26 protein-coding genes are annotated in these 24712 nt (G+C 64.4%); 10 read left to right on the top strand and 16 right to left on the bottom strand.

Annotated features, from left to right (window positions below; genetic code table 11):
• Positions 1-185 precede the first annotated feature (185 nt).
• The 3 genes from ACTNFK_RS01070 to dnaK are packed head-to-tail and all read right to left on the bottom strand — an operon-like array spanning position 186 to position 3623.
• On the bottom strand, positions 186-1163 hold the full coding sequence (locus tag ACTNFK_RS01070) for a DnaJ C-terminal domain-containing protein (protein ID WP_435936512.1): 978 nt from the start codon (positions 1161-1163) through the stop codon (positions 186-188).
• Entirely contained in the window at positions 1156-1773 is a 618-nt protein-coding gene (locus ACTNFK_RS01065) for a nucleotide exchange factor GrpE (RefSeq protein ID WP_433645289.1), read from the bottom strand. The genes ACTNFK_RS01070 and ACTNFK_RS01065 overlap by 8 nt, the downstream gene beginning before the upstream one ends.
• 2 nt (positions 1774-1775) lie before the next feature.
• Positions 1776-3623 (bottom strand): molecular chaperone DnaK, encoded by a 1848-nt coding sequence (gene dnaK, locus ACTNFK_RS01060; RefSeq protein WP_435936511.1) that lies wholly within the window; start codon positions 3621-3623, stop codon positions 1776-1778.
• A gap of 404 nt (positions 3624-4027) precedes the next feature.
• On the opposite strand from dnaK, the gene ACTNFK_RS01055 reads away from it, so the two are divergent.
• The 5 genes from ACTNFK_RS01055 (at position 4028) to ACTNFK_RS01035 (ending at position 10053) form a co-directional block, all read left to right on the top strand.
• Positions 4028-5215: a sigma-54-dependent transcriptional regulator family protein gene (locus ACTNFK_RS01055; RefSeq protein ID WP_435936510.1), complete on the top strand. Its 1188-nt coding sequence runs from the start codon at positions 4028-4030 to the stop codon at positions 5213-5215.
• Between the two features lie 120 nt (positions 5216-5335).
• Positions 5336-6859 carry an acetaldehyde dehydrogenase ExaC gene (gene exaC, locus ACTNFK_RS01050; protein WP_435936509.1) on the top strand — a complete coding sequence of 508 codons (1524 nt, stop codon included), beginning with the start codon at positions 5336-5338 and terminating at the stop codon, positions 6857-6859.
• Between the two features lie 4 nt (positions 6860-6863).
• A complete protein-coding gene (locus tag ACTNFK_RS01045) occupies positions 6864-7328 on the top strand; it encodes a DUF779 domain-containing protein (RefSeq protein ID WP_435936508.1) in 465 nt (154 codons plus the stop codon).
• 64 nt (positions 7329-7392) lie between these two features.
• On the top strand, positions 7393-8745 hold the full coding sequence (locus ACTNFK_RS01040) for an MFS transporter (protein ID WP_435936507.1): 1353 nt from the start codon (positions 7393-7395) through the stop codon (positions 8743-8745).
• A 9-nt stretch (positions 8746-8754) separates the two neighbouring features.
• Positions 8755-10053, top strand: coding sequence for an ATP-dependent DNA helicase (locus ACTNFK_RS01035; protein ID WP_435936506.1), 1299 nt, complete (start codon positions 8755-8757; stop codon positions 10051-10053).
• Positions 10054-10099: 46 nt separating this feature from the next.
• Here ACTNFK_RS01035 and ACTNFK_RS01030 read toward each other — a convergent pair whose 3' ends face one another.
• From ACTNFK_RS01030 to ACTNFK_RS01000, 7 genes are all read right to left on the bottom strand, one after another.
• A complete protein-coding gene (locus ACTNFK_RS01030; RefSeq protein ID WP_433645296.1) occupies positions 10100-10783 on the bottom strand; it encodes a GntR family transcriptional regulator in 684 nt (227 codons plus the stop codon).
• Positions 10784-10997: 214 nt separating this feature from the next.
• The gene (locus ACTNFK_RS01025; RefSeq protein WP_445117179.1) at positions 10998-11573 is read right to left on the bottom strand and encodes a DUF1697 domain-containing protein; all 576 of its coding nucleotides are present in this window, start codon (positions 11571-11573) and stop codon (positions 10998-11000) included.
• Complete coding sequence (locus ACTNFK_RS01020; protein WP_435936505.1) at positions 11570-12169, bottom strand: HhH-GPD-type base excision DNA repair protein; 600 nt, start codon at positions 12167-12169, stop codon at positions 11570-11572. The genes ACTNFK_RS01025 and ACTNFK_RS01020 overlap by 4 nt, the downstream gene beginning before the upstream one ends.
• A 122-nt stretch (positions 12170-12291) precedes the next feature.
• Positions 12292-13794: a DNA recombination protein RmuC gene (locus ACTNFK_RS01015; protein WP_435936504.1), complete on the bottom strand. Its 1503-nt coding sequence runs from the start codon at positions 13792-13794 to the stop codon at positions 12292-12294.
• A 92-nt stretch (positions 13795-13886) separates the two neighbouring features.
• A complete protein-coding gene (locus ACTNFK_RS01010) occupies positions 13887-14597 on the bottom strand; it encodes a hypothetical protein (RefSeq protein ID WP_433645300.1) in 711 nt (236 codons plus the stop codon).
• On the bottom strand, positions 14594-15559 hold the full coding sequence (locus ACTNFK_RS01005) for an ATP-binding cassette domain-containing protein (RefSeq protein ID WP_433645301.1): 966 nt from the start codon (positions 15557-15559) through the stop codon (positions 14594-14596). Before ACTNFK_RS01005 ends, ACTNFK_RS01010 begins: the two co-directional genes overlap by 4 nt.
• Positions 15556-15963 (bottom strand): GntR family transcriptional regulator, encoded by a 408-nt coding sequence (locus ACTNFK_RS01000; protein WP_433645302.1) that lies wholly within the window; start codon positions 15961-15963, stop codon positions 15556-15558. Before ACTNFK_RS01000 ends, ACTNFK_RS01005 begins: the two co-directional genes overlap by 4 nt.
• A gap of 178 nt (positions 15964-16141) precedes the next feature.
• Between ACTNFK_RS01000 and ACTNFK_RS00995 the strand changes: the two genes are divergently transcribed.
• On the top strand, positions 16142-16660 hold the full coding sequence (locus ACTNFK_RS00995; RefSeq protein WP_433645305.1) for a gamma carbonic anhydrase family protein: 519 nt from the start codon (positions 16142-16144) through the stop codon (positions 16658-16660).
• An 82-nt stretch (positions 16661-16742) separates the two neighbouring features.
• Here ACTNFK_RS00995 and ACTNFK_RS00990 read toward each other — a convergent pair whose 3' ends face one another.
• From ACTNFK_RS00990 to ACTNFK_RS00980, 3 genes are read right to left on the bottom strand one after another with little or no spacing between them, the layout of a single operon-like run.
• Positions 16743-17669 carry an ABC transporter permease gene (locus ACTNFK_RS00990; RefSeq protein WP_435936503.1) on the bottom strand — a complete coding sequence of 309 codons (927 nt, stop codon included), beginning with the start codon at positions 17667-17669 and terminating at the stop codon, positions 16743-16745.
• A complete protein-coding gene (locus ACTNFK_RS00985) occupies positions 17666-18388 on the bottom strand; it encodes an ABC transporter ATP-binding protein (protein WP_435936527.1) in 723 nt (240 codons plus the stop codon). The genes ACTNFK_RS00990 and ACTNFK_RS00985 overlap by 4 nt, the downstream gene beginning before the upstream one ends.
• Positions 18375-18560 carry a hypothetical protein gene (locus ACTNFK_RS00980; protein ID WP_435936502.1) on the bottom strand — a complete coding sequence of 62 codons (186 nt, stop codon included), beginning with the start codon at positions 18558-18560 and terminating at the stop codon, positions 18375-18377. Before ACTNFK_RS00980 ends, ACTNFK_RS00985 begins: the two co-directional genes overlap by 14 nt.
• 230 nt (positions 18561-18790) lie before the next feature.
• Here ACTNFK_RS00980 and ACTNFK_RS00975 point away from each other — a divergent pair, with 230 nt between their 5' ends.
• Complete coding sequence (locus ACTNFK_RS00975; protein ID WP_435936501.1) at positions 18791-19885, top strand: threonine aldolase family protein; 1095 nt, start codon at positions 18791-18793, stop codon at positions 19883-19885.
• On the opposite strand, the gene ACTNFK_RS00970 is transcribed toward ACTNFK_RS00975, so the two are convergent.
• Positions 19882-20496: a LysE/ArgO family amino acid transporter gene (locus tag ACTNFK_RS00970; RefSeq protein WP_435936500.1), complete on the bottom strand. Its 615-nt coding sequence runs from the start codon at positions 20494-20496 to the stop codon at positions 19882-19884. The genes ACTNFK_RS00975 and ACTNFK_RS00970 overlap by 4 nt on opposite strands.
• 134 nt (positions 20497-20630) lie before the next feature.
• On the opposite strand from ACTNFK_RS00970, the gene ACTNFK_RS00965 reads away from it, so the two are divergent.
• The 3 genes from ACTNFK_RS00965 to ACTNFK_RS00955 all read left to right on the top strand — a co-directional run bounded on the left by ACTNFK_RS00965 (position 20631) and on the right by ACTNFK_RS00955 (position 23307).
• Positions 20631-21542, top strand: a complete 912-nt coding sequence (locus ACTNFK_RS00965; RefSeq protein WP_435936499.1) for a LysR family transcriptional regulator ArgP — start codon at positions 20631-20633, stop codon at positions 21540-21542.
• Positions 21539-22459 (top strand): AEC family transporter, encoded by a 921-nt coding sequence (locus ACTNFK_RS00960; protein WP_435936498.1) that lies wholly within the window; start codon positions 21539-21541, stop codon positions 22457-22459. Before ACTNFK_RS00965 ends, ACTNFK_RS00960 begins: the two co-directional genes overlap by 4 nt.
• Positions 22460-22731: 272 nt before the next feature.
• Entirely contained in the window at positions 22732-23307 is a 576-nt protein-coding gene (locus tag ACTNFK_RS00955; RefSeq protein WP_435936497.1) for a nitroreductase family protein, read from the top strand.
• A gap of 12 nt (positions 23308-23319) precedes the next feature.
• Here ACTNFK_RS00955 and ACTNFK_RS00950 read toward each other — a convergent pair whose 3' ends face one another.
• Both ACTNFK_RS00950 and ACTNFK_RS00945 read right to left on the bottom strand, forming a co-directional pair.
• Positions 23320-23739: a hypothetical protein gene (locus tag ACTNFK_RS00950; RefSeq protein WP_435936496.1), complete on the bottom strand. Its 420-nt coding sequence runs from the start codon at positions 23737-23739 to the stop codon at positions 23320-23322.
• Between the two features lie 90 nt (positions 23740-23829).
• The gene (locus ACTNFK_RS00945; protein WP_435936495.1) at positions 23830-24615 is read right to left on the bottom strand and encodes a uroporphyrinogen-III synthase; all 786 of its coding nucleotides are present in this window, start codon (positions 24613-24615) and stop codon (positions 23830-23832) included.
• Positions 24616-24712 lie beyond the last annotated feature (97 nt).

Raw genomic sequence — 24712 nt, 5'->3', positions numbered from 1 at the left:
TCTCGCTGCGTGTGTGGCTGTGATTTCGATTGTGGACCCGAAACCAGCCGACTTTGGATCGACCTCGGACCGACTCTGGAGCATACCTCCAACCGGCAGTTTGACCTTCAACTGGCAGTTTTCGTACCATGCTTCCGGTCTAAGGTGAAACTGCCGGTTGAAGATGACGAACGATCAAGGCTTGGCTAGCCCCGAGCCCGCGCCAACAGGTCCTCGCGCGGGTTCTCTTGCGGCTCAAGCTCGCGGAACGCCTCTAGCGCGGCCCGCGCCTCATCGCTCAGGTGCGACGGCACCGCCACCTGCACCTCGGCGAGCAAATCGCCCGTGCCCTTCGCGGAGTGCACCCCGCGACCCTTCACCCGCAGCACGCGCCCGCTGGGTGTGCCCGGCTGAATGCGCAGTTTCACCGGGTCGCCACCGAGCGTCGGTACCTCGATAGTGGCGCCGAGCGCGGCCTCGGAGAAGGTCACGGGCACGATGAGGCGCAGGTTCTGCCCATCGCGCTCGAACACCGGGTGCTTGCGCACGTGCACCGTGAGGATAATGTCACCCGCGGGCCCACCGTCGGGGCTCGGTTCTCCCTTGCCCCGCACCTTGATCTTTTGGCCGTCTGCGACCCCCGCAGGGATCTTGACCTTGACCTGACCGCTCGCCGACTGCAGGGTCACGGTGTTGCCACGCACCGCCGTCTCGAAGTCGAGTGTGGTGGTCGCCTGAATGTTGCGACCGGGTCGGGGCCCGCGCGGAGCACCTCCCCCGCCGAACATGCCGAAGATATCTTCAAAGCCCTGCGCACCACCCTGTTGGTAACTGAACTGCGGGCCGCGCCCGCCGCCAGCACCAGCACCGCCGCCGAACATCCCGCCGAACACATCCTCGAAACCCTGGCCACCACCGGGGCCACCAGAGGTGAAGCGGGCACCGCCGTGACCCATCGCGCGCATCTGATCGTATTCGGCGCGCTGCTCTTTGTCGGAGAGTACCGAGTAGGCCTCACTGATCTCCTTGAACTTCTCCTCAGCCGCAGCATCGCCAGCATTCGAGTCGGGGTGGTACTGCCGCGCGAGCTTGCGGTAGACCTTCTTCAGCTCGGCATCAGTCGCCCCACGCGTGACGCCGAGGATCTGGTAGAAATCCTTATCAAACCAGTCTTGGCTAGCCATCTTCGCCCACCGCCACCGCAACCTTGGCGGGGCGCAGTTCGACGGCGCCGATGCGGTACCCGCGTTCGATCACGTCGAGCACCGTCGGGGTCTCGGTACCGGGCACCGGAACCTGCGCGATTGCCTCGTGGATCTGTGGATCGAAGGGGTCCCCCTTGTCACCAAAGCTGACCACCCCGAACTTCTCCATGGACAAGCGAAGCTTCGTGGCGATCGTCGCGAAGGCGCTGCCCTCTTCCAGATCGCCGTGCTGCTCGGCACGGTCGAGGTCATCGAGCACTCCCAGCAGCGAGCTCACCACCGAGCCGACCGTGCGCTGACGGTCGATCTCAGCGTTCGCCTCGGTGCGCTTGCGATAGTTCGCGTACTCCGCGTTGACGCGACGCAGATCCTCAAGGTACGGGTTGTCTTCGGGCGCGGCCTCCGCCGCACCGCTGACACCGGAAGCTTCCGGATCGCCCTCCGCATCCGCAGACTGCTCGGCGGCAAGGATATCCTCGACCGTCAGTTCGTCTGAGTGCGGCACAGGGCCGGAGGAATACTCCGGCCCTGTGGGAACCTCGTCGCCAGCTGCGTTCTCGCTCGGCTGTCGCTGTTCCTCTGCAGTCATTGTTACTTCTTCTCCTCGTCGTCTTCTACGACCTCGGCATCGACCACGTCTTCGTCATTTGACTCCTCCGCAGCAGGTCCCGACTCGGGAGCCTCATCCTTTGCGGCCTCGTAGATCGCCTGGCCGAGCTTTGACTGGCTCTCGTTGAGACGGTCAGCAGCGTCCTTGATCGCTGCGTCGTCGTCACCCGCAAGAGCTTCCTTCAGCGAATCCAGGTCGCCCTGCACCTCAGTCTTGACGTCCTCGGGCAGCTTGTCCTCGTTCTCCTGGATCAGCTTCTCAACCGAGTAGGCGAGCTGCTCAGCAGAGTTGCGCTGTTCGAGGGCCTCGGCGCGCTTCTTGTCTTCAGCGGCGTGCTCTTCGGCCTCGCGCACCATGCGCTCGATGTCTTCCTTCGAGAGGCTCGATCCACCAGAAATCGTGATGGTCTGCTCTTTGCCGGTGCCCTTGTCTTTCGCAGAGACCTGCACGATGCCGTTGGCATCGATGTCAAAGGTCACCTCAACCTGGGGCACACCGCGCGGAGCGGGAGCGATTCCGGTGAGTTCGAATGTGCCCAGCGGCTTGTTATCGCGGGTGAACTCACGCTCGCCCTGGAACACCTGGATGGACACGGACGGCTGGTTGTCGTCGGCAGTCGTGAAGGTTTCGCTGCGCTTAGTCGGGATCGCAGTGTTGCGCTCGATGAGCTTGGTCATGCGGCCACCCTTGGTCTCGATACCGAGCGACAGGGGGGTGACATCGATGAGCAGCACGTCCTTACGCTCACCCTTCAGCACGCCGGCCTGCAGGGCTGCGCCCACGGCCACGACCTCGTCGGGGTTAACACCCTTGTTGGGCTCGCGGCCACCGGTGAGCTGCTTCACGAGGGTGCTCACGGCAGGCATACGGGTGGATCCACCCACGAGCACGACGTGGGCGATGTCTGCGACACTGACACCGGCCTCAGCAATAACGTCGAGGAACGGCTTGCGCGTGCGCTCCAGCAGGTCCTTAGTCAGTTCTTCGAACTTCGCACGCGACAGGGTCTCGTCGAGGTTGGCGGGACCGTTCTCAGTAAGCGAGAGGTAGGGCAACTGGATCTGTGCGCTCATCGAGCTCGACAGTTCCTTCTTCGCCTGCTCGGCAGCTTCCTTCAGACGCTGCAGGGCGATCTTGTCGCCCGACACGTCGACGCCCGAGGTCGCCTTGAACTGTTGAATGAGCCAGTCGACAATGCGCTGATCCCAGTCGTCGCCGCCGAGGCGGTTGTCGCCCGCGGTCGAGCGCACCTGGATGGTCGCGAAGTCGTCGTCTTTGCCCACCTCAAGGAGGGAGACGTCGAAGGTGCCGCCGCCAAGGTCAAATACGAGGATGAGCTCGTCTTCCTTGCCCTTGTCGAGGCCGTACGCGAGCGCCGCGGCGGTCGGCTCGTTGACAATGCGCAGCACGTTGAGGCCCGCGATCTCGCCGGCCTCCTTGGTCGCCTGACGCTCGGCATCGTTGAAGTACGCGGGCACGGTGATGACCGCGTCGGTGACCTTGTCGCCGAGGTAGGTCTCTGCGTCGCGCTTCAGCTTCATGAGCGTGCGCGCGCTGATCTCCTGCGCGGTGTACTTCTTGCCGTCGATCTCCTGGGTCCAGTCGGTGCCCATGTGACGCTTGACCGAGGCGATGGTGCGATCCACGTTCGTCACAGCCTGGCGCTTGGCGGTCTCGCCGACGAGCACCTCGCCATCCTTCGTGAAGGCGACGATCGAAGGGGTGGTGCGGAAGCCCTCGGCGTTTGAGATGACGGTGGGCTCGCCACCCTCGAGGACAGATACCACCGAGTTGGTGGTGCCGAGGTCGATACCTACTGCTCGTGACATAGTGCGTTCTCCTTGTGTGGGTGCTCGGTGTGGGCGCTTGGCCCAGGGTCTCAACCGGCCCGCGACGACCCCGTAGAGTCAAGTTGAGCCTGATGTACTCAAGTTTAGCCTGGCAGCGGATCACGTCAAGTCAGAAACGCAAAACTTGAGTCGATCTCACTCAACTCTCAGATTGTGGATCATGGCGAGCACCCGCACGGTTCTATCGGTTACCCTCGGAACACCGGGCCGCGAAGGAGGGGTTGAGGTGACGAACGTATGGCAAGCCCTCAGGCGGGGAGAGTCCGCTCGTGAGCGAAGACGGCAACTGGAACAGGCGCACGAGCACTTCATGACCGACTCGCGCCTCAGCGAAGACCCGGAGCGGCACATCCACGCTGCCGCCCGGGCCACGCTCCGGCCCGGTGGTGCTCGAATCATGGCTGCGAGCGCAGCACGGCACCATAGACCCCGACCGCACCCCCAGCCAGCTCGCACTTGGTGAAGCTGAGCTTCGAGAGATCCTGGCAGGACAGCCCATCGGCCGGGTATTGCCAGTCGTGCAGCGCCTGCTTCTTGACGAAGCCACCGAATCGGGATTCATCGTCGCCGTCGGCGACGCAGCCGGACGCCTCTTGTGGATCGACGGCGACGCACGGATGCGCACGCGCGCCGCCGGCATGGGCTTCCTCGCCGGCATGGACTGGTCTGAACGCGCGGTGGGCACCAGCGCCCCCGGGAGTGCGCTCGCGCTCGATCACGCAATCCAGGTCCTCGGCGCCGAACACTACAACCGGGCGGTGCACGCCTGGAGTTGCACGGCAACCCCGGTGCACGATCCCACGACCGGCGCGATCCTCGGGGTCATCGACGTCACCGGAGGCGACGGAGCTGCGTCACCCCACGTGCTTCCGCTGGTGGAGGCCACCCGCGCAGCCGTCGAGGCAGAACTCAAGCTCGACGCGCTTCGTGCCCTGATCGAACGGGATCGCTCGCAGGCGCGGCCTCGACAGCGCTCGCGGGCAGCATCTGGCGTCCCCCGGCTCCTCGTATTGGGTCACGATCCGGCGCTGCTCGAAAGCGGCTCGAGTTCCCTTCCGCTTACGGGTCGACACGCGGAGATCCTGCTCGCACTCTCTGCCGAACCGCAGGGTCTGTCTGCCCGCACCCTCGCAGAGCAGGTGTACGGGTCGGCGGAATCCGAGCCCACACTCCGCGCAGAGATCGTGCGGTTACGCAAGTGGCTTGAGCCTCTGCACACGGGCATCACCCTGTATTCCCGGCCGTACAAGCTGAGCGCACCCATCCGTGTCGATGCAACCGAGATGCTCGCCGCCCTGGGCCGCGGGGCACATCGACTGGCTCTCGCGGCCTACGCCGGACCGGTGCTGCCCAGCTCGTCGGCACCCGTTGCCGAGTCCCTGCGTGCGGAAGTGAGCGCAACGCTGCGCGAGGCGATGTTGCAGACGGCCGCCGCGGATCCGCTCGCCGAGTACGCACAGACCTGGGCGACCGACGATCGCGAGGTATGGGAGACCCTGCTTCACGTGCTCCCACCACTCAGCCCCAAGCGGGCACGCGTGGTCGCGAAACTGGAGTCGTTGTCGCTGTAAACACGTGCGTGCAACGTTGGTGCAACGGTGCGCAGCGTAGCCTGCATTCCACCGAGCGCGAACGACTCGCATCGGTTGCCTCACCTGCACAATCCAGACAACGAAGTCGAGGGAACACACATGACCGTCTATGCCGCACCCGGCCAGCCAGATTCGCTGGTCACGTTCAAGAGCCGCTACGAGAACTACATCGGCGGTGAGTGGATCGCCCCCGTGAAGGGAATGTACTTCGAGAACGTCACCCCGGTCACCGGGAAAGCCTTCTGCGAGGTGGCTCGGAGCACCGCCGAAGACATCGAACTCGCGCTCGACGCGGCCCATGCTGCCGCTCCGGGTTGGGGCAAGACCAGCCCCGCCGAACGCGCGGTGATCCTGAACCGCATCGCGGATCGCATGGAGCAGAATCTCGAGTTGCTCGCCGTCGCCGAAACCTGGGACAACGGCAAGGCGGTTCGCGAAACCCTCAATGCAGACATTCCGCTCGCGATCGATCACTTTCGCTACTTTGCCGGGGCCATCCGCGCCCAGGAGGGTGGCGTCTCACAGCTCAACGAGGATCTTGTCGCCTATCACTTCCACGAGCCGCTCGGAGTGGTCGGTCAGATCATCCCCTGGAACTTCCCGATCCTCATGGCGACATGGAAACTCGCCCCCGCACTCGCGGCCGGGAATGCCATCGTGCTGAAGCCCGCCGAGCAGACCCCCGCGTCGATCCTCGTGATGTTCGAGCTCATTGGCGACCTGCTCCCGGCGGGCGTGGTGAACATCGTCAACGGGTTCGGCGTTGAGGCGGGGAAGCCGCTCGCGTCGAACAAGAGGATCCGCAAGATCGCGTTTACGGGCGAAACCACCACCGGCCGCCTCATCATGCAGTACGCCTCGGAAAACATCATTCCCGTCACACTCGAACTCGGGGGCAAGAGCCCCAATATCTTCTTTGACGATGTCATGGCGAAGGATGACGCGTACTTCGACAAGGCCCAAGAGGGCTTCACCATGTTCGCACTCAACCAGGGCGAGGTCTGCACCTGCCCGTCGCGGGCGCTGATCCAGGAGTCGATCGCCGGCGATTTCCTCGACGCGGTCGTGGAGCGCACGCGTCGGATCACTCGTGGCAACCCTCTCGACACCGACACCATGGTCGGGGCTCAAGCATCGAACGATCAGTTTGAGAAGATCAAGTCCTACCTTGATATCGGAAGGCAGGAGGGAGCGCAGGTACTCATAGGCGGGGATGTCGAGGATCTCGGAGGGGAGTTCTCGGGTGGGTTCTACATCCAGCCGACGATCTTCCGCGGGGATAATTCGATGCGCATCTTCCAGGAGGAGATTTTCGGTCCAGTAGTTTCGGCGACCACCTTTACCGATTTCGACGATGCGATCCGCATCGCGAACGACACCTTGTATGGTCTCGGCGCGGGAGTATGGAGCCGCAACGGCAACACCGCGTATCGGGCCGGTCGCGCAATCCAGGCCGGGCGTGTGTGGGTAAACAATTACCACGCATACCCCGCTCACGCAGCATTCGGTGGGTACAAGTCGAGCGGCATCGGGCGGGAAAACCACCTGATGATGCTCGATCACTACCAGCAGACGAAGAACCTGCTCGTCAGCTACCGCGAAACCGCAGACGGATTCTTCTAAACCGATGAACACGAAGGTTGACGCAGACGATGCGTGCGACCTCCCCGCGGGGGCGTCGACGGAGCCAATTGCTGGCTGCGTCGACGCCCGACCGGAGGTCGCGGGCGAGACGGAGAGCCGCCTTGCATTCACCCCCGCTGCCCTGGAACTGATCGAGCGGCTGTGGGTGATCCACGGGCCACTGATGTTCCACCAGTCGGGTGGCTGCTGCGACGGGAGCGCGCCAATGTGTTACCCGGAGGGTGAGTTCAAAACGGGAGGTCAAGACATCCTGCTCGGCACTCTGGTGCTCCCCGCGCTCGGAGGAGCAGCCGCGACACGTGAAATTGGCTTCTGGATGTCTCGTGAGCAATTCGCCGCCTGGGCACACACCCATCTGACCATCGATGCGGTGCCCGGACGCGGGGCCGGGTTCTCCCTTGAGGCCCCAGAGGGCAAACGGTTCCTGATCCGCTCGCGATTGCTCTAGATGGGTCGACGACGCGGCCCGCTGCGCTACCTGTGCGTTCCTCGCATCGGCTAGTGTGACCCCCATGAGCGATGCCACGAGCCAGAGCCGCATTTACCCGGCGAATGCGGCCGGATCCACCCCCGAAATCGTGACGGTCAAGAAGCGCACCGTGTTCGCCTGGTCGCTCTGGGACTGGGGATCCGCCTCGTTCAATGCGGTGGTGACGACCTTTGTGTTTGCGGTCTACCTGACGAGCGAATCGTTCGGACCCGAAGCAGTGACCTCGACCCGCCTCGGCACCGCACTGCTGATTGCTGGCATCGTGGTGGCGCTGCTGGCACCCGTGATCGGCAAGCTCACCGACGCGGCTGGGCGGCGTAAGACCTGGCTTGGCATCAATACCGCCGTCGTCGTGGCCGCAACCGCGCTGCTCGTGTTGGTTGCACCGGCCGAACAGTACCTGCTGCTCGGGCTCGTGCTCCTCGCCATGGGTAACGTCGCCTTTGAGTTTGCGAGCGTCAGCTACAACTCGATGTTGCGACAGATCTCGACGAACGCGAACGTCGGCAAGGTCTCGGGGTTTGGGTGGGGCATGGGGTACCTGGGTGGGATCGTGCTGCTCGCGATCATCCTCGTCGGGTTCATCTTCCCAGACGTGGGCTGGTTCGGAGTCACCTCGGAGGACGGCTGGAACGTACGCGTCGCAATGATCATCGCCGCGGCCTGGTTCGCGCTCTTCGCAATCCCGGTGTTTCTCGCCGTGCCCGAGATCCCGGCGCTGCCCGCGTCACAACGCCACAAGGTGACAGTCTTCGGCGCCTATCGCGAGCTCTTCCGCAGCATTGCCGGGCTCTGGAAGGACGCGCGACAAACCCTCTACTTCCTCATCGCGAGCGCGGTGTTTCGCGACGGTCTCGCCGGGGTCTTCACCTTCGGCGGCGTGATTGCGGCGCTGAGCTTCGGGTTCGATAGCTCGACCGTCATCATCTTCGCGATCGCGGCCAACGTCGTCGCTGGCCTCGCAACGATTCTGATGGGTCTGCTCGAGGATCGCCTCGGCGCGAAGAACGTCATGGTGGCGTCGATCATTCTCATGGTGGTCTGCGCCCTGCTCGTGTTCCTCTTGAACCCGCTCGGTACGTGGGTGTTCTGGGCCTTCGGTCTCGCGCTGTGCATCTTCGTCGGCCCGGTACAGTCGGCAAGCCGGTCATACCTGGCGAAGCTCATCCCGGCGGGCCGTGAGGGCGAGATCTTCGGGCTCTACGCAACCACCGGGCGCGCGGTGTCCTTCCTCGCACCGGCAGCATTCACCGTCTCGGTTGCGTTGGGCGGCGCGGCGATCTTTGGAATCCTCGGAATCGCCATGGTGCTGCTCCTCGGGCTGCTCCTGCTGCTCCCAGTCACCGCGCATCGCTCAGCCGCCACAACCGAGTAATCTGGGCAGGTGCCCCGCCCCGAACTCAGCTCCGAACAGTCGGCCGTTTTCGAGCGGATCGAGCACACCCGCGAGCACGTCTTCGTCACGGGGCGTGCGGGTACCGGCAAGTCGACGATTCTGAACCATCTTGCCTGGCACACGAGCAAGATCATCGCGGTGTGTGCGCCGACCGGTGTGGCCGCGCTGAACGTGGGTGGCCAGACGATCCACTCGTTGCTGCGGCTCCCCACCGGGGTGATTGCGGATCACGACCTCGACCAGCCGGCAGAACTGAAGAAGATGCTCGCCGCGATCGACACCCTCGTCATTGACGAGATCTCAATGGTGTCGGCCGACTTGATGGACGCGATCGACCGCTCGCTGCGGCAGGCTCGCGGCAAGCGCCACGACCCGTTTGGGGGCGTGCAGATCATCATGTTCGGCGACCCGTATCAGCTGCCTCCAGTGCCCCCGCGCGATCCGCACGAGCGCGCGTACTTCAACGACACCTACCGGTCGCTCTGGTTCTTCGACGCGAAGGCGTGGGCTGATGCGCCACTCGCGATCATCGAACTCGTCGAGGTGCACCGGCAGCGCGACGACCGGTTCAAGCAGATTCTCGGGGCTGTGCGGCACGGCGAGGTGACCGCCGACATGGCCGAGGAACTGAACGCCGCGGGCGCCCGGCCCGCTCCCGAGGGCGTCATCACACTCGCGACCACCAACGCCACGGTTTCCCGCATCAACGCCGAGCGCCTAGCGAAGATCACCGGCACGCCGCTGAAGGCGGTCGCCGAGATCAATGGCGAGTTTCGTGAGAACACGTACCCGGCCGACGAGGTGCTCGAACTGAAGCCGGGCGCGCAGGTAATGTTCTTGCGCAACGACTCCGACGGGCGCTGGGTGAACGGCACCATTGGCACGGTCTCGCGCGTCACCGGCACCGTCTGGGTGGAGGTCGGCGACGAGGAGTTCGAGGTCGAGCCCACCACCTGGGAGCGCTACCGCTACCGCTACGATGCCGAGACGAAGAAGCTCGAGAAGGAGGTCGTGGCCGAGTTCGAGCAGTTTCCGCTACGCCTCGCGTGGGCGGTGACCGTGCACAAGTCGCAGGGCCACACCTACGACGCGGCGGTCGTGGATCTCGGCCCGCGGGCCTTCACGGCCGGGCAGACGTACGTCGCCCTGAGCCGAGTGCGATCCATCGAGGGGCTGTACCTGCGTCGACCGCTCGAGCCGCGCGACGTGATCGTCGACCCGAACGTGGTGCGCTTCATGCGAGCCGCTGGCCAGGCCGGCATCGTCTCGCACGAGGCGCCTGCATAATCACCTCGTTGGTCTGAGTCAGCCAAGGCCCGACCGGGTGTGCCGCTTACGCGCGATCGGGCGCGTCTGTCGCGGCCTGCGCTGCGTCGTGATCGAGCACTGCGGTGAGCGTACGCACCTCGTGCTGTCGCGCCTCCGTCTCGACGAGATCCGGGTCAGCTCCAGCCTCGATCAAGTCAATTATCGCCTCGTGCTCCGCGATCGAGGCAACCGCGCGACCCGGCGCATACCAAAACGCCGAACGTCGAATGATGTCCATGCGTAACCACTCCTGGTGCACCATGCCCATCAGTCGCTCGTCGTCGCAGCGCGAGCAGAGCAACTCGTGAAACTGCCGGTTGAGCGACCCGAACCGAGCTGTGTCGTAGGCTTCGAGCGACTCGCGCATCGCCGCGTTCAACTCGCGCGCCCTCGCCAGATCGTCTGCCGTCAGTCGCTCGGCCGAAAGTGCGGTCGCGAGCCCCTCAAGCCGCGCGAGCAACCTGATGGTGCGCTTCCACGCGTCGGCGTCAAAGGTCTTCACGAGCGCGCCAACGTTGGGCACGATGTCGACCCAGCCCTCGGCCTCAAGCCGGCGCAACGACTCTCGCCACGGCACCGAACTGATGCCGTGTTCGCGGCCCAATTGGTCGATCACCAAGCGGAAGCCGGGACCGTACGTTCCGTCCATGATGCGCTGCTTCAGAATGTCGTAGGCCTGCTCCGACTTCGACTTTACTAGCTCCGCCATTGGCGTTCCTCTCGCTCCTGCGGGGCCCATGGTTGGGAGACAACGCAGTCTGCGCATCACTGTGGACACTGCCCAAATCCTATCAATTATCGCGCGCGATCCCCAGTGGATCCCCGCAGTCCTGCCGTGAATCTCACGATCAGGGCGTCTCTCGTGGCCCCCGGAGACGCTAGAGGCGTACCTCGGGCTGCACTAGGGCCCGAGGGGGCTGGGTTCAGGCCGTGCGGGCGATCAGCTCGCGCACCGTGCGGAGGTTGCGCGCGGTGCCCGGGACGCCGAGCGCGCGGTCGAGCACCGTCCTCGTAAGCTTCGTCCGAGCGGCACCACCTGCGCCGTAGTGGATCCACAGGTCGTTGCCGACCATCGCGAGCCGCTCCCCCTCACCGAGCCTCGGCGCGAGCGTCTCGATCGCTTCCCCGCGCGCGGGCCCCGCGAGGAACATCGCGTGCACGCGGGTCTCGTCCTCCGGCAGTGGATCGACGAACGGACGCGCCTGGGCCGATGCGGCGAGCTCCTCGTGCAGGCGCAGAATCACGGGGGTGTCGACCCCGAACTCCCGCGCGATGAGCGCACGCACCTCGTCGCAGGCATCGGCCGGCACGGGTGGCAGGTCGCAGATGATGTTTCCGCTCTGGATGTAGGTTTCGATGTCGGTGAGCGCCGTCTGCGCGGCGAGCGCGGACCGGAGCTCGGCCATGGGCACGCGGCCTGTGCCGCCCACGTTCACAGCGCGAAGCAGTAAAACACAGCGTGGCATCTTCTCTCCAGGGGCTCGGCGGTGGGTGGTCACCGCTCAATAGTCGAAGCGGAGACTTTCGTCGCAGATTTCGCGGCAGCTTTCGCCGCGCGCTTGCTCTCGCGCACCCTCAGGAGCGAATCAGGCGAAACGATGTCAGCCACGCTCCGAAAGCTGCCCTCCTCCCCGTAGGGGTCCGAGGCCTCGCGCCATCCGGCCCCGGCGAAACCCACCTGCTTGCCGAGCAGCGCAAGGAAGATACGCGCCTCTTGCTCCCCGAAGCCGGGCAGCTTCTTTAGTCGTTTCAGCACCGTCGGGCCGTCGGGGTCCCCGCTCGTCCAGATGGCTGCGGCATCACCGTCCCACTCGTCAAGCAGCACCTGAGCCAGTTCCTGCACCCGGCCAGCCATCGAACCCGGGAACCGATGCACCGCGGGGGTCTGCTTGAACACCGCGACGAACTCCTCGGGATCCGCGCCGGCGATCGCTGCCACGTCGAGCGTGCCGAGCCGCTCCTTAATCTTCAACGGGCCCGCGAACGCGAGCTCCATCGCGACCTGCTGGTCGAGCAGCATTCCGACCAGCAGCGCGAACGGGTCGCTGGTCAGGAGCGCATCGGCGGCTTCGTTGTCGGTGAGGTGCAGTGCCATGCCCTCAGTCTGTCACTCTCAGGCAGACCCGGCCAGATGCAGTCCACTGTGGGGTCGAGCAGTGGATGCGCCGACCGCCCTGTCTCATGGCACGGTTGCGGGGAGGGTCCCGCGCTGTCGAACTAAGCCTTAGAAAGCTCGGTTTCACCGTCAGCGAGTTCAAGCGACTCGATCGCGGGCAACACCTCACCGAGAATCGCGGCGGCGTTCTCGCCGGGTTCGAGCGACTCAACACCACTGAGCTTGCGCTGCAGTGCCCGGGTACGCGTTCCGGCCTGCTCAACGGTGTTCTGGACGGTTTTGAGCTGCTTCCCCACCTTGTCCCACACGTCGCCATACTTTTCGAACTCGCTCTTGGCGGCACTCAGCACCTTCCACACCTCACTCGAACGCTTCTCGATTGCAAGCGTGCGGAAGCCCATTTGTAGGCTATTCAGCAGCGACATCAGGGTCGTCGGCCCGACCACCGCAATGCGATGCTCATTCTGCAGCTTGGAAACGAAACCCGGGCGCCGCATGACCTCGGCAAAGAGCCCCTCGGTGGGGAAGTACATCACGCCAAAGTCGGTGGTGTGCGGGGGATCCACATACTTGCTCGAAATGAGCTTCGCCTGCGCGAGCACCGCGCGTTCGATGTCGCGCCCAGCGATGTCGATCGCGGCCAGGTCGCCGGATTCCTGGGCGGTGAGCAGGCGCTCGTAGTCTTCCTGCGGAAATTTCGAGTCGATCGGCAGCCACACCGGGGTCTCGCCGTCACTCGCACCCGGCAGCTTCACCGCGAACTCGACGCGCTCGTTCGAGTCGGGCAGCACCGCGACGTTTTCGGCGTACTGGTCTGAGGTCAGCACGTCTTGCAGCTGCCGCGCGAGCTGCACCTCGCCCCAGCCGCCGCGCGACTTCACATTCGTGAGCACCCGCTTCAGTCCGCCCACATCGGTCGCAAGGGTCTGCATCTCGCCCAGGCCCTTCTGCACCTGCTCCAGTCGCTCGCTGACGAGCGAGAATGACTCGCCCAGACGCTTTTCGAGGGTGCCCTGCAGCTTCTCGTCGACCGTCTCGCGCATCTTTTCGAGCTTCGCTTCATTGCCCAGGCGCAGCTTCTCGAGTTCGACGCTGAGCGTCTCGCGCAATTCGGCCTGCTTCTTCACATTGGTATCTGTCAGCCCCCGAATTTGCTTCGCGTTCTCATCTAGCGCGGTCCTCAGCGTGCCCTGCAGCCTCTCATCGACGGTTTCACGCACCTTTTCGAGCTTGGTTTCAGTGTCGGTGCGGATCGCTTCGAGCCGCCCCTCCACCGATTTCCGCAGTTCGGTGCCCTGCGCCCCGAGTTCCTCACGCAGCTGCGCGCTCGCCATGGTGCGCGCCTCACGCTCGCGGGACAATTCGGCCGCCTGCGACTCGCTCGCCGCGCGCACCGCCTGGCCAAGTTCGACGCGCTGCGCCTGCAGGTCTTGACGCAGCAGGGCGGTGCCGGCCTGCTGCTCTTCACGCAGCACTCGCACGAGCGCCTCGAGCTCGCCGACTGAACCCGACTTACCCCTGCCCCACCGCACGAGCACCGCAGCCAGCACCCCGAGCACCGCCAGCAGATTCAGCACCAGCAGTACGATCACAACCACGTCCATGTTTTCTCCGCTGTTCTCCGCTGTTCACCGCGATCAGCCGGTGTTCGGCTGTATACGTAACCTATAGGCGCGCACTGACATTCTCGCGAGCCCTATCGCACCGCAGTGCGACGCATACAGAGCCAGGTGCCCGCGAGCGCAAGCAGAGCTACTCCGATTGCTCCGACCGCGACCATCGGCAGCGTCATCGCCGCAAAGATCTCACCGAGGCGAGGCGCAAAGAAGAGCAGGAGAAGCGCCGCCGCAAGCCCAAGTACCAGCCCCAGCACTGTTGGTCCCTTCGCTCCGAATCTCACCCATACCGCCCCGAAGATCCCGCCGATTGAGAGTGACACAAAGGTGCCTATGAACGCGCTCGCGAGCAACTGCCAGGGGTTTCCGGCGCCGACCACGTAGGTATCGAGCACGTACAGTCCGAAGAACCAGTGGTTAGTCGCGAGTTCGAGTCCCAATAGCGCGACCATGAGTAGCGAGATATACGCCGCCTGCACGAGGTGTGCGAGCGCGGTGCCCGCAACAAATGCCCGGCGCGTGGTGCCGAGTGCAAGGGCAAATGGGAAGGTGGTGGAGACCGCCTGCACGCCTAAATAGATCAGAAACCCGGGCAGCGCCCAGAACATGGCTTGATTTGAGCGGGCACCATCAACGTAGCCGGGGGTGGATGGATCCACACCCGAGCGCTGGATCGCGAGCGCAATGATCGCCGAGATCACCAACACGATCAGAAGAATGCTCGCCGGAACGATGAAAGTGATGTCCGGCTTATTCATCTGCAGCCGGGTGACCTTAAGAGCGCGGTTCATGATCGGGTCTCCTCAGTGTTCGGTACGCTCGGTGCGCTGTGCGCGTGCGCGGGGTAGGCGTCAGGCCACTCGGGCCCGTTTTCAGAGGTTTCATGTGCATCGAAACCATAGGCAGCCACGAGTTCTTGTAGCGATACCTGCCCCAGATCGAGCCCGGCCGCGGCAGCAGCCTCGCGGTCCTCCGCGGTCACTCGTCCTTCGACCACCGCAGTGGCGAGGCCACCCACACGGTGACGAGCAAGCACCCTGCGACCCGCGACAAACCCCTCGAGCATCTCGGCCCGGCCCGCTACCTGGAATGCCAGACCTCGCAATTCGTCGACCTCGGCATCCTGCACCACTCGGCCGCGATCCAGGATCACGACCCGCTCAAGCAACCGATCCATCTCACTAATCAGGTGCGTTGAGATGACGAAGGTGCGCGGGTGTTCGCTGAAATCGCGGAGCAGCATGTCATAGAAGTACGTGCGGGCGGTCGCGTCGAGCCCGAGGTAGGGCTCGTCGAAAAAAGTGATGGGTGCACGCGAGGCAAGACCCAACACGATACCGAGCGCCGAGAATTGCCCGCGCGAGAACTTCTTAATGATCGTCTTCTGAGGAATTCGGAAGAGACCGACCAGTTCATTCGCAAGCTTGCCGTCCCAGTTGGGGTAGAAGATTGCCGCAGCTCGCAGAGCGTGCTTGAGCTTATAGTCATCGGGGTAGCGCTGGTTGTCTCGGATGAAGCACAGCTGTTCGAGCACGCTCGCGTGTTCGAAGGGAGCCTGTCCATCGATCAGCACTGATCCCTCGGTGGGCAGATCTTGCGCGGTCGCGAGCGACATGAACGTGGTCTTTCCTGCGCCGTTGCGTCCAAGAAGTCCCGTGATGGTGTTTCGGTGTATTCGCACGCTCACGTCGTCGAGCGCCCGGACGTCCCGGTGCACTCGCGTAAGCCCGCGAGTCTCGATGGCGATGGTCATAGTGTGCCCCTTTCGGCGTGGTCTGCAGCGATTTCTGTGCGCGAAACATGTTCTCGCGCGCTGTCAATGAGGCGGATCACCTCTGCCGTGCTGAGGCCGAGTGCGGCCGCCTCCGCAAGGAGCGGACTGATGTAGTCAGTCACGAACTCGCGGGTGCGCTCAGCCATGATCCGAGATCTTGCTCCTTCAGCAACGAACATGCCAATGCCACGGCGTTTGACCAGCACCTCTCGGTCGACGAGCAGATTCAGTGCCTTGCCCGCCGTGGCGGGGTTGATGCGAAAGTATGCAGCCAGCTCATTGGTCGATGGCACCTGCTCGGCTTCGGCGTAGGTGCCCAGCAGGATGTCGTGTGCGAGCCGGTCCGCCAACTGTTGAAAGATGGGCCGCGATTCGTCGAACACTCGGTACCTCGCATTCTCTGGATCTGTGGGCCAGGCTTCGTAAGTCAACTTCTCTGGTTCATTACTTCACTAACTAACCTATGCGCCGATCCGCAGTCTGTCAACCGCCGGCACTGAGTGAAGACTGGGATGCCGGAGATAATCCATGCGGGAGGGATCAGGCCGGTAAAATAACGTCATGGCGCTCCTGATCCCTTTCAACGGCATTCATCCGCAGGTCGACCCCACCGCGTGGCTCGCACCGAATGCAACCCTGATCGGCGACGTACGCGTCGGCCCGGGTGCCAGCGTGTGGTTCGGCGCGGTGCTACGCGGCGACATGGATCGCATCGAGCTCGGAGCGGGCAGCAACCTGCAAGACAATGTCGTCGTGCACACCGACCACGGCGTATCGACCATCATCGGCGAGAACGTTGGGGTCGGCCACCTCGCCCTCATTCACGGTGCGACCATTGGCGACGGCTGCCTCATCGGCATGGGCGCCAAGCTCCTGAACAACTCGGTGATCGGCGCTGGCGCGTTCGTCGCGGCGAGCGCACTCGTGCTCGAGGGGCAGCAGGTCGAGCCCGGACACCTCGTGGCAGGTCTGCCCGCGAAGGACCGCGGCCCTATGGGCGAGGAGATGGCCGAGCGCGTGCGCTCGAACGCCTTCCATTACCAGGAGCTTGCGGCCCAGTACCGCGCCTCGGGCATGTGACCAGGCGGACGCCGCGGCGATCCACCGGGGAGTAAATTACCGGCGCAACTTGGCCATCACCCTGTCACTGGCAGCAGTAGGGCTACGACCGTCGGGTCCACCGGAAGGTGAGGAGGCTCACCATGAGCCCCACGACGAGCCACACCCCGAGGTTGAGCGCAACGAGCCCAAGGTCCCAGGTGCCACCCTGTTCCGCCTCCGCGAAGTGCTCGGGGAGAAACACGCTGCGCATGCCCTGCGCAAGCCACTTCAAGGGAAACACCGCGGCGATATTCTGCAGCCACTCGGGCAGCATCGTGAACATGAGGTAGACCCCCGAGATGAACTGCAGAATGAGCACAATTGGCAGTACCACCGCGGTTGCACTACGCGATGAGCGGGGCAGGGCCGAGAGTGCCACCCCGAGCAAGGCCATGGTCACGATGCCGAGCAGGAACACCCAGGCAAACCGCAGCCACAGTTCGGGTTCGGTCGGCAGTCGCACCCCCAGCACGAGCGCGGCGAAGATGAACAGCAGTCCGATCTGTAAAGCTGAAGTAGCGAGCAGCAGCCCCACCTTGCCGAGAAAGTAGCTGACTGGGGAGATGGGCGTGCTTCCAAGTCGCCTCAGCCACCCCTCGCTCTTTTCGCGCGCGATGTCGACCGCTAGGTTCTGCAGTCCAGAAAGCAGAATCGCGGCCGCGACCATGCCCGGCAGGTAATACTCGGCCATCGAGATGCCTCCCGTGCCGTCGGGCCGCACACCGACGTCAGCCTGAGCCGAGAATGCGGTACCGAAGATGGCGAGCAGCAGCACCGGGAAGAGGAACGTGAAGAAGACGGTATCTGCGGTGCGAAAATACGCGCGCAGCTCGAGCCGGGCCGAGGCGATCGCTCCGCTCAGCACGCCGGGCACACGGGGGTGGATCGCGCTCGTTACTCCACCGGAAGCCGGAAGGCCTGCGCTCGCACCCGCACCACCGCCAGCACTCTCGCCGCTGCCGCCTGCGTTCGTGACGCGGGCGCTCATGCCGCGACCTCCCCTTCGTGGTCGCCGATGAGGGCGAGATAGATGTCTTCGAGCTCGGGCCTGCGCACCTGCAGCTCGGCGGGCTCGCCGCCCATGTGCTGCTGCAGCTGCGCGACCAGTTGGGCTGGTCGCTCCGTGCGCTCCTCACGCACAGCACCGCTGGCATCCCGCCAGCTCATCACGGGCACTCGCGCCTCTGCTCCCCCAAGTTCCGCGGGAGGCGCCTCCGCCACGATTCGCCCACCCGTCAATACGCCAACGCGATCCGCCAGCACCGCCGCCTCGTCGAGATAGTGGGTGGTGAGCACGATCGCGGTGCCCTCGGTCGCCAGCGCCTCGAGCATCGACCAAAACTGGCGCCTCGCCTCGGGGTCGAAGCCCGTGGTCGGCTCATCAAGGAACAAGAGCTCGGGGCGTCCGACGATCCCGAGTGCGACGTCGAGGCGGCGCTGCTGCCCGCCCGACATCTTGCTCGCGCGTTTGCCCGCGTGCTCGGCAAGCCCCACCATGTCGAGCACCTCATCGACACCGCGGGGGTTTGTGTAGAACGCCCGGAAGTGCGCGATCAGCTCTCGCGGTGTGCTCGGGCCGAGGTCTCCGGTCTGCTGCGAGACGATGCCGATGCGAGATTGCCACGCCCGTGAGGCGCCCAGCGGATCCGCGCCGAGCACTCGCACCGTGCCCGAGTCGGCGCGACGAAACCCTTCAAGGGTCTCTATTGCGGTGCTCTTGCCTGCTCCGTTCGGGCCCAGCAGAGCATAGGTTTCTCCCGGGGGCGATCGCCAGATCCACCCCGTCGAGCACCTGGCGGTCGCCGTAGCCCTTACTCAGGCCGCGCACCTCAATGACCGCGCCGTGGCGGCCCTCACTGTCTGTGGTGTGTCGTTGCATACCGTAAGTCTCTCAGTGTCCGCGTTACTGCAACAGCGTCTGCTGGGGCGCTGGCCCCGTCGAGGGGGCGCAGTTCCACGTCCGGGCAGAGTCTCGCGGTGGAATTGCGACTCCTCGGCGGAGAGGGAAGGGCGGGGAGGGAGAGAGGAAAGGGAAAAGGGGAGAGAGGAGAGAAGAGAGAAGAGAGAGGAAAGGGAAGAGAGAGCAGGGAGGCTGAGTAGGCTGGGCGAGTGACCGCCAGCACCCCGCAGCACCTACCGAGTTCAGACCCCGCCGCGCACCCGCGCGGGTTCGCCTCCGACAACTACGCCGGGGCGCACCCCGAGGTGCTCGAGGCTATCGCCACCGCCAATGTGGGCCACGCTCCTGCTTACGGCGACGATCCCTGGACCGCCCGCCTCACCGACTGGGCCCGCACGGCATTCGGCCCCATGGCGCAGATCTTCCCGGTGTTCAACGGCACGGGCGCGAATGTGCTCGGTCTGCAGGCGTCCCTCCCTCGCTGGGGCGCAGTCATTTGCGCTGCGAGCGCACACATCAACGTCGACGAGGGCGGCGCGCCCGAGAAGGTCGGCGGTCTCAAGCTCCTGACCATCGACACTCCCGATGGCAAGCTCACCCCCGATCTGGTGGATCGCGAGGCCTGGGGGTGGGGAAATGAGCATCGCGCGCAACCGCTCGCGGTCTCGATTACCCAGACCACCGAGTTCGGCACGTGCTACACGCTGGCTGAGATTCGGGCGCTGGCGGATCAGGCCCACCGGCACGGCATGGAACTGCACATGGACGGGTCACGCCTCGGCAACGCGGCCGCGCGCCTCGGGGCCAGTCTCGCCGAGATCACCACCGAGGCGGGTGTCGACGTGCTGAGCCTCGGGGGCACCAAGAACGGGCTGCTCGGAGCCGAGGCCGTCGTGGTGATCCACCCGGAAAAGGCGCGGGGGCTGCACTACCTGCGCAAGACAAACATGCAGTTGGGCTCGAAAATGCGCTTCCTCTCGGCGCAGTTGCTCGCGCTGTACGGCGGAGATCTCTGGCTGCGTTCGGCGACCCACGCGAATGCCATGGCCGCGCGGCTGAGTTCCGGCATCGAACGGCTTTCGACGAGTGGCGAGGTGCCCGGTCTGCAACTCACGCAGCGCACCGAGTCGAACGCGGTGTTCGCCCTCGTCTCGGCGGCGGCTCAGAAACGCGCGCGGCGACAGTTTCATTTCTACAGTTGGCCCGGTAACGACGAGCTTGTGCGCCTCATGTGCTCGTTCGACACCACACCCGAAGACGTCGACGCGCTCCTCGCCACCTTCGCCGAACCTGCTCGCAGCTAGACCCCAACCCCGTCGAACACGAGCCTCGCGGCGATCAGCACCATCACCACGGCGACCGACCAGTCAAGCACCTGCCACGCACGCGGCGACGCGAAGAAGCGGGTCAGCGCGCGCGCACCGTATCCGATCAGCGCGAACCAGGCGAGGCTCGCGATCGCGCCGCCCAGCGCAAACCACCAACGCTCGGGGTCTCCCTGCGCATTCCCGATTGACCCCATGAGCACCATCGTGTCGAGGTACACGTGCGGATTCAGCCACGTGATGGCGAGGCACGCAAGCACGGTCTTCTTGATCGAGACCTGCGAGCCTTCGGTCGCCACCAACCCGATCGGGCGGATCGCGCGTCGCACCGCGCCCCACGCGTACCAGAGCAGGAAGACCACGCCACCCCACCGCACGATCTCAATGACCAGCGGGGCACGCTCGATCACAAAGCCAATTCCCGCGACTCCCGCAAACTCGAGGAGCGCGTCGGTAAGGCCGCAGATCAGCACGACCGGCAGCACAAACTGCCGCCGGATGCCTTGCTGCAGCACGAAGGCGTTCTGGGCACCGATGGCCGCGATGAGCGAGAGGCCGGTGCCGAAACCGACGAGTATGGGGGTAATCACCCTTTGACGCTACGACTCGAACCAGCGCTGTTCCTAATTTAGAATGCCTAACTTTATTTACGAAGCATTAGCATTACTTCATCAAGCTCCGCCACCAACGATGAGTTTCTGCCGGCGCAGAAACGAGGGAACGCATGGATCTGCCAGTCGAGCACCTCGCGACCTTCGCGGCCATCGTGGATGAGGGCAGCTTCGAGGGTGCCGCGCGGCGACTCCATATCACCCCATCCGCAGTCAGCCAGCGGGTGAAAGCAATGGAACAGCGGGTGGGCTCGGTATTGCTGCAGCGCACCCGCCCCGTGCTCCTTACCGCCGCGGGCACCACGGTCTTGCGCGTTGCCCGACAGCTCGATCGCATCGTCGACGATGCAACGAGAGAGCTCGGCAGCGGTCCTTCAGGCGGCACGGTCATCCCAATCGTGGTGAACGCCGACTCCCTGGCAACCTGGTTCATTCCCGCTCTCGCGCGGGCCGCGCGGGAGACATCAGCTCACTTTGAAGTGATCCGCGCCGACGAGACGCTCAGCACTGAACAATTGCGACGAGGGGAGGTGATGGCGGCGCTCACCGCGACCCGCGAGCCAGTTCCGGGCTGCACGAGCACCCGGATTGTCACCGACCGATACCGTGCGGTCGCCGCGCCCGAGTTTGCGGCACGTCACTTCCCCTTTGGCGTCACCACAGATGCGTTACGCCTCGCACCAATGATCGAATTCGACCGGCAAGATGCATTCCAGCGTCGTTTTATTCGCCGAATTACCCAGACACCAGTGGATCCACCACGACACTACGTGCCTTCTTCGGCTGAGTTTGCTCTCGCGATCGAGCTCGGTATGGGCTGGGGAATGCTGCCAGAACTGCAGTGCCGGACGCCACTTACGGACGGACGCCTCGTAGAGATCGGACCGGGTTCCACAATCGCCTTGCCGCTGTACTGGCAACGCTGGAACCTGCATTCTGCAGTCCTCGACCGGCTCTCCGAAATCGTGACGGAGGACGCACGGGCGGCACTAGGCTCGTCAGAGTCGAAGGGAGCCCGCGCATGATGGGGGTGCTGCAGGGGTTTGCCCTCATTCTCGGCGTTATCGGCACCGGCTATCTCGCGTCTCGGTTCGGCGTGGTCAAGGGTGATCAGCGGCTCGTGCTCAATCGGGTCGCCTTCTACGTTGCCACCCCGGCGCTTCTGTTCGTGGTGCTGCAGCGCAGTGATCCAGCGGTCATCGTCTCTCCGGTGATCCTCATTACCGGGCTGGCCGCGGTGGTGGTCGCGGGCATCTACGTGGTCGTGTCTCGGCTCTGGTTTCGCCGCGACCTCGCGAGCACTACGCTCGGGGCCACAAGCGCGGGCTACGTGAACTCGAACAATCTGGGTCTCCCCGTCGCAATCTACATCCTCGGTGATGCTGCGTACGTCGCGCCGCTTATTCTGCTGCAGGTGGTGGTGTTCGCACCGCTGATCCTCGCCATTCTCGAGTCGACCCGGGGCAACCAACGCGGTGCGGTGGTCGCGCTGGGTCGGGCGGCACGCAACCCCATCATTGTCGCCTCGATGTTGGGCCTGCTGGTTGCGTTGCTCGATCTGCGGGTGCCCGAGATCTTCCTGAATCCCATCGAGATGATCGGTGACGCGTCAATCCCCATGGTTCTGTTGAGCTTCGGCATTTCGCTGCACGGGCAGCGCGTGCTGCAAGCCGGTGCGGATCGCCCCGCCGTTCTCGTGGCAAGCGGCATCAAACTGCTCGTGATGCCCGCCCTCACCTGGGTGCTGTGCCTCGCCTTCGGGCTGAACGCGCACGAGACCTTCGTCGCGACCACGATCGCCGCGCTTCCGACCGCGCAAAACGTGTACAACTACGCTGCCACCTATCGGCGTGCAGAAACGCAGGTGCGCGACACCGTGTTCTTGACCACGTTCGCCTCACTCCCGGTGATCGCGGCGATTGCCTGGTTGTTGGCCGCTTAGGTGGGGAAAGGGCCGTGGACGCTCCAGCCACTGCCACTGCCACAGTCCCAGTCCCTGTCCCTTATTCAGTTCACGGTGCCCTATTCGCGGAAATTAGGGTGCCTCAGGTGAACAAGGCACCATTTCCCCAGCTTTGTCTCGCGTTTTCGTTACACAGTGGATCACGGCCAGGAATATTATCCAGCACCGGAGCGTTCACACCCACGGCGCCTCCAGCGGTCTTCAGACCACTGGGCGCCCGCGCAGCTGTGATCCACCAGTAAAGGAACCTCATGAACGCCCGTCACGCCGAAACCAGCGCCCCCATCATTGACCCGATTGCCAGCCGCTGGAGCCCCCGCTCCTTCGCCACCGAGCACTCGCTACCCGAGGGCGCGCTGCGTGGGGTGTTTGAGGCCGCCCGCTGGGCCCCGAGTGCGAGCAACACGCAGCCGTGGCGCTTCATCATCGCTCGTCGCGGCGGCGAGGCCTTCGCGAAGGTCGAGGCCACGCTGATCGGCTTCAACCAGCAGTGGGCCGGCCGTGCAGCCGCGCTCGTAGTCAACGTCGCGGAGACCGTCGATGCCGAGGGCAAGACGCAGCGCTGGGCCGAGTACGACCTCGGGCAGGCCGTGGCAACCTACTCGCTGCAGGCTCGCGCCGAAGGCCTGTACGCGCACCAAATGGGTGGGTTCGACCCCGAGGCCCTACGAACCGCATTCGGCCTGACCGAGCATCAGGTGCCCGTATCGGTGAGCGCGATCGGCGCGATCAGCGAGCCCGAGCAGCTTCCAGACACCCTCCGCGAGCGCGAAGTGGCCCCGCGCAGCCGCATGGATCTAGACGACTTGATCTTGCTCAACGACTGACGCGGCGATGGGTTACGCGACGGTGCGGTACACCGTATCATCGCCGTCCAGCCGCAACGCCCTAATGAGTTCGGCGGCGTGCGTCGTCGACAGCACCAGGCGCGCAAAGCCATCGAATTCCGAGACCCAGCCCTGGTCTTCTTCGACACCTTCGGGCACATCAATGTCGATCACGATTGCGGATCGCCGACCCCGCACGAGCGCGAAGTCGCGGCCAGAAATACTCCTCCAGGTGCCGAAAGCTAACTTGCCCGGAATGATCGTGCCGGGAGAACGCACCCCCCGCAGCCAAATCCACGGATCGTCGGTGATGAGAGCGGAGGTGATGGCCTCACGGTCGATCACCACGTCGCGCCGATGCATCGCGAGTGCTTTCTCGGTCGCAGTGAGCTGGATCACCACTCGGTCTGGGTACACCTCAACTCGCGCCATGCCCACTAGTTTGCCGGTCGCAGCAAAGTTTTGCCGCATATAACGCCCATGCGGCACCGAATCGTTACCGCGCGGGCACGAGAATGCTCGTTAGTCGAGCATGTCGCTCTGGTCGATGGCGGATTCCACCGTCTCGATCAAGGCCCGCTTCACCGGCGAGCTGGTGTGTTCGGGGTTGTGGATCAGCCCAGCAGCTTCCGCCTCGTCGTGGGTGCGCGGCCCCACGCAGGCGACGATCGTGCCCTCGGGAAGCTGGGGAAATTGACTCGCAACCTCGCGGGCAATTTTCGCCGAAGCAACGAGCAAGGCGTTGATGCGCCCGGACTCGACGTCTTCTCTGATGTGGACGGAAACTGGGATGCCAATGGTCTGGAATGCCACGACCTGGGTGACATCGTGGCCGCGATTGATCAGGCCCTCAGTGAGGACTGGCTTGGCTACGTCTGAGCGCAGGGTGAGCACCTTCAGCACGTTGCCCGCGTCGATCTCTGGCCAGACCTCAAGCAGGCCAGCGGTCGAATAGTTCTCCACGCTCGGCGTGCGGCTCACTTGATAACCCGCCTGCACGAACGCCGCCTCAGTGGCCTCGCCGACCACTGCGACCTGAGTGGTGCTGGGAATGACGGCCTGGTGGTGCGCCAGCACGTCCACCACGGTCGCACTGGTCGCGGTGATCCAGTCGTAGTATCCAGCCTCAAGCCGATGGAGCGCCTCGACCAGTCGATCTTCTTCGCTGGTGTGAGCAAAATCAACGAGCGGAGCGATGACTGTACTCGCTCCTTGCTCCCGGAGCGCCTCTGCAACTAGCTCGCCCCACGTACCGCCGCGCGGCACGAGCACACGGAGACCGCTTAGCGGTTTCGCCTCAGCCGCCATAGACTCCACTCACTTTGTTCGGACGCACCAAAAGCCAACCTACGAACGAGTCTTCCGTTGACGCGGTTTCGGCTTTCCGGAAAAGTCGTTCCAGATG

This window comes from Leucobacter fengyongliangi, assembly GCF_052386045.1.
The sequence above is the reverse complement of the archived record's forward strand: the minus strand, read 5'-3'. Positions and strand labels throughout refer to the sequence as shown.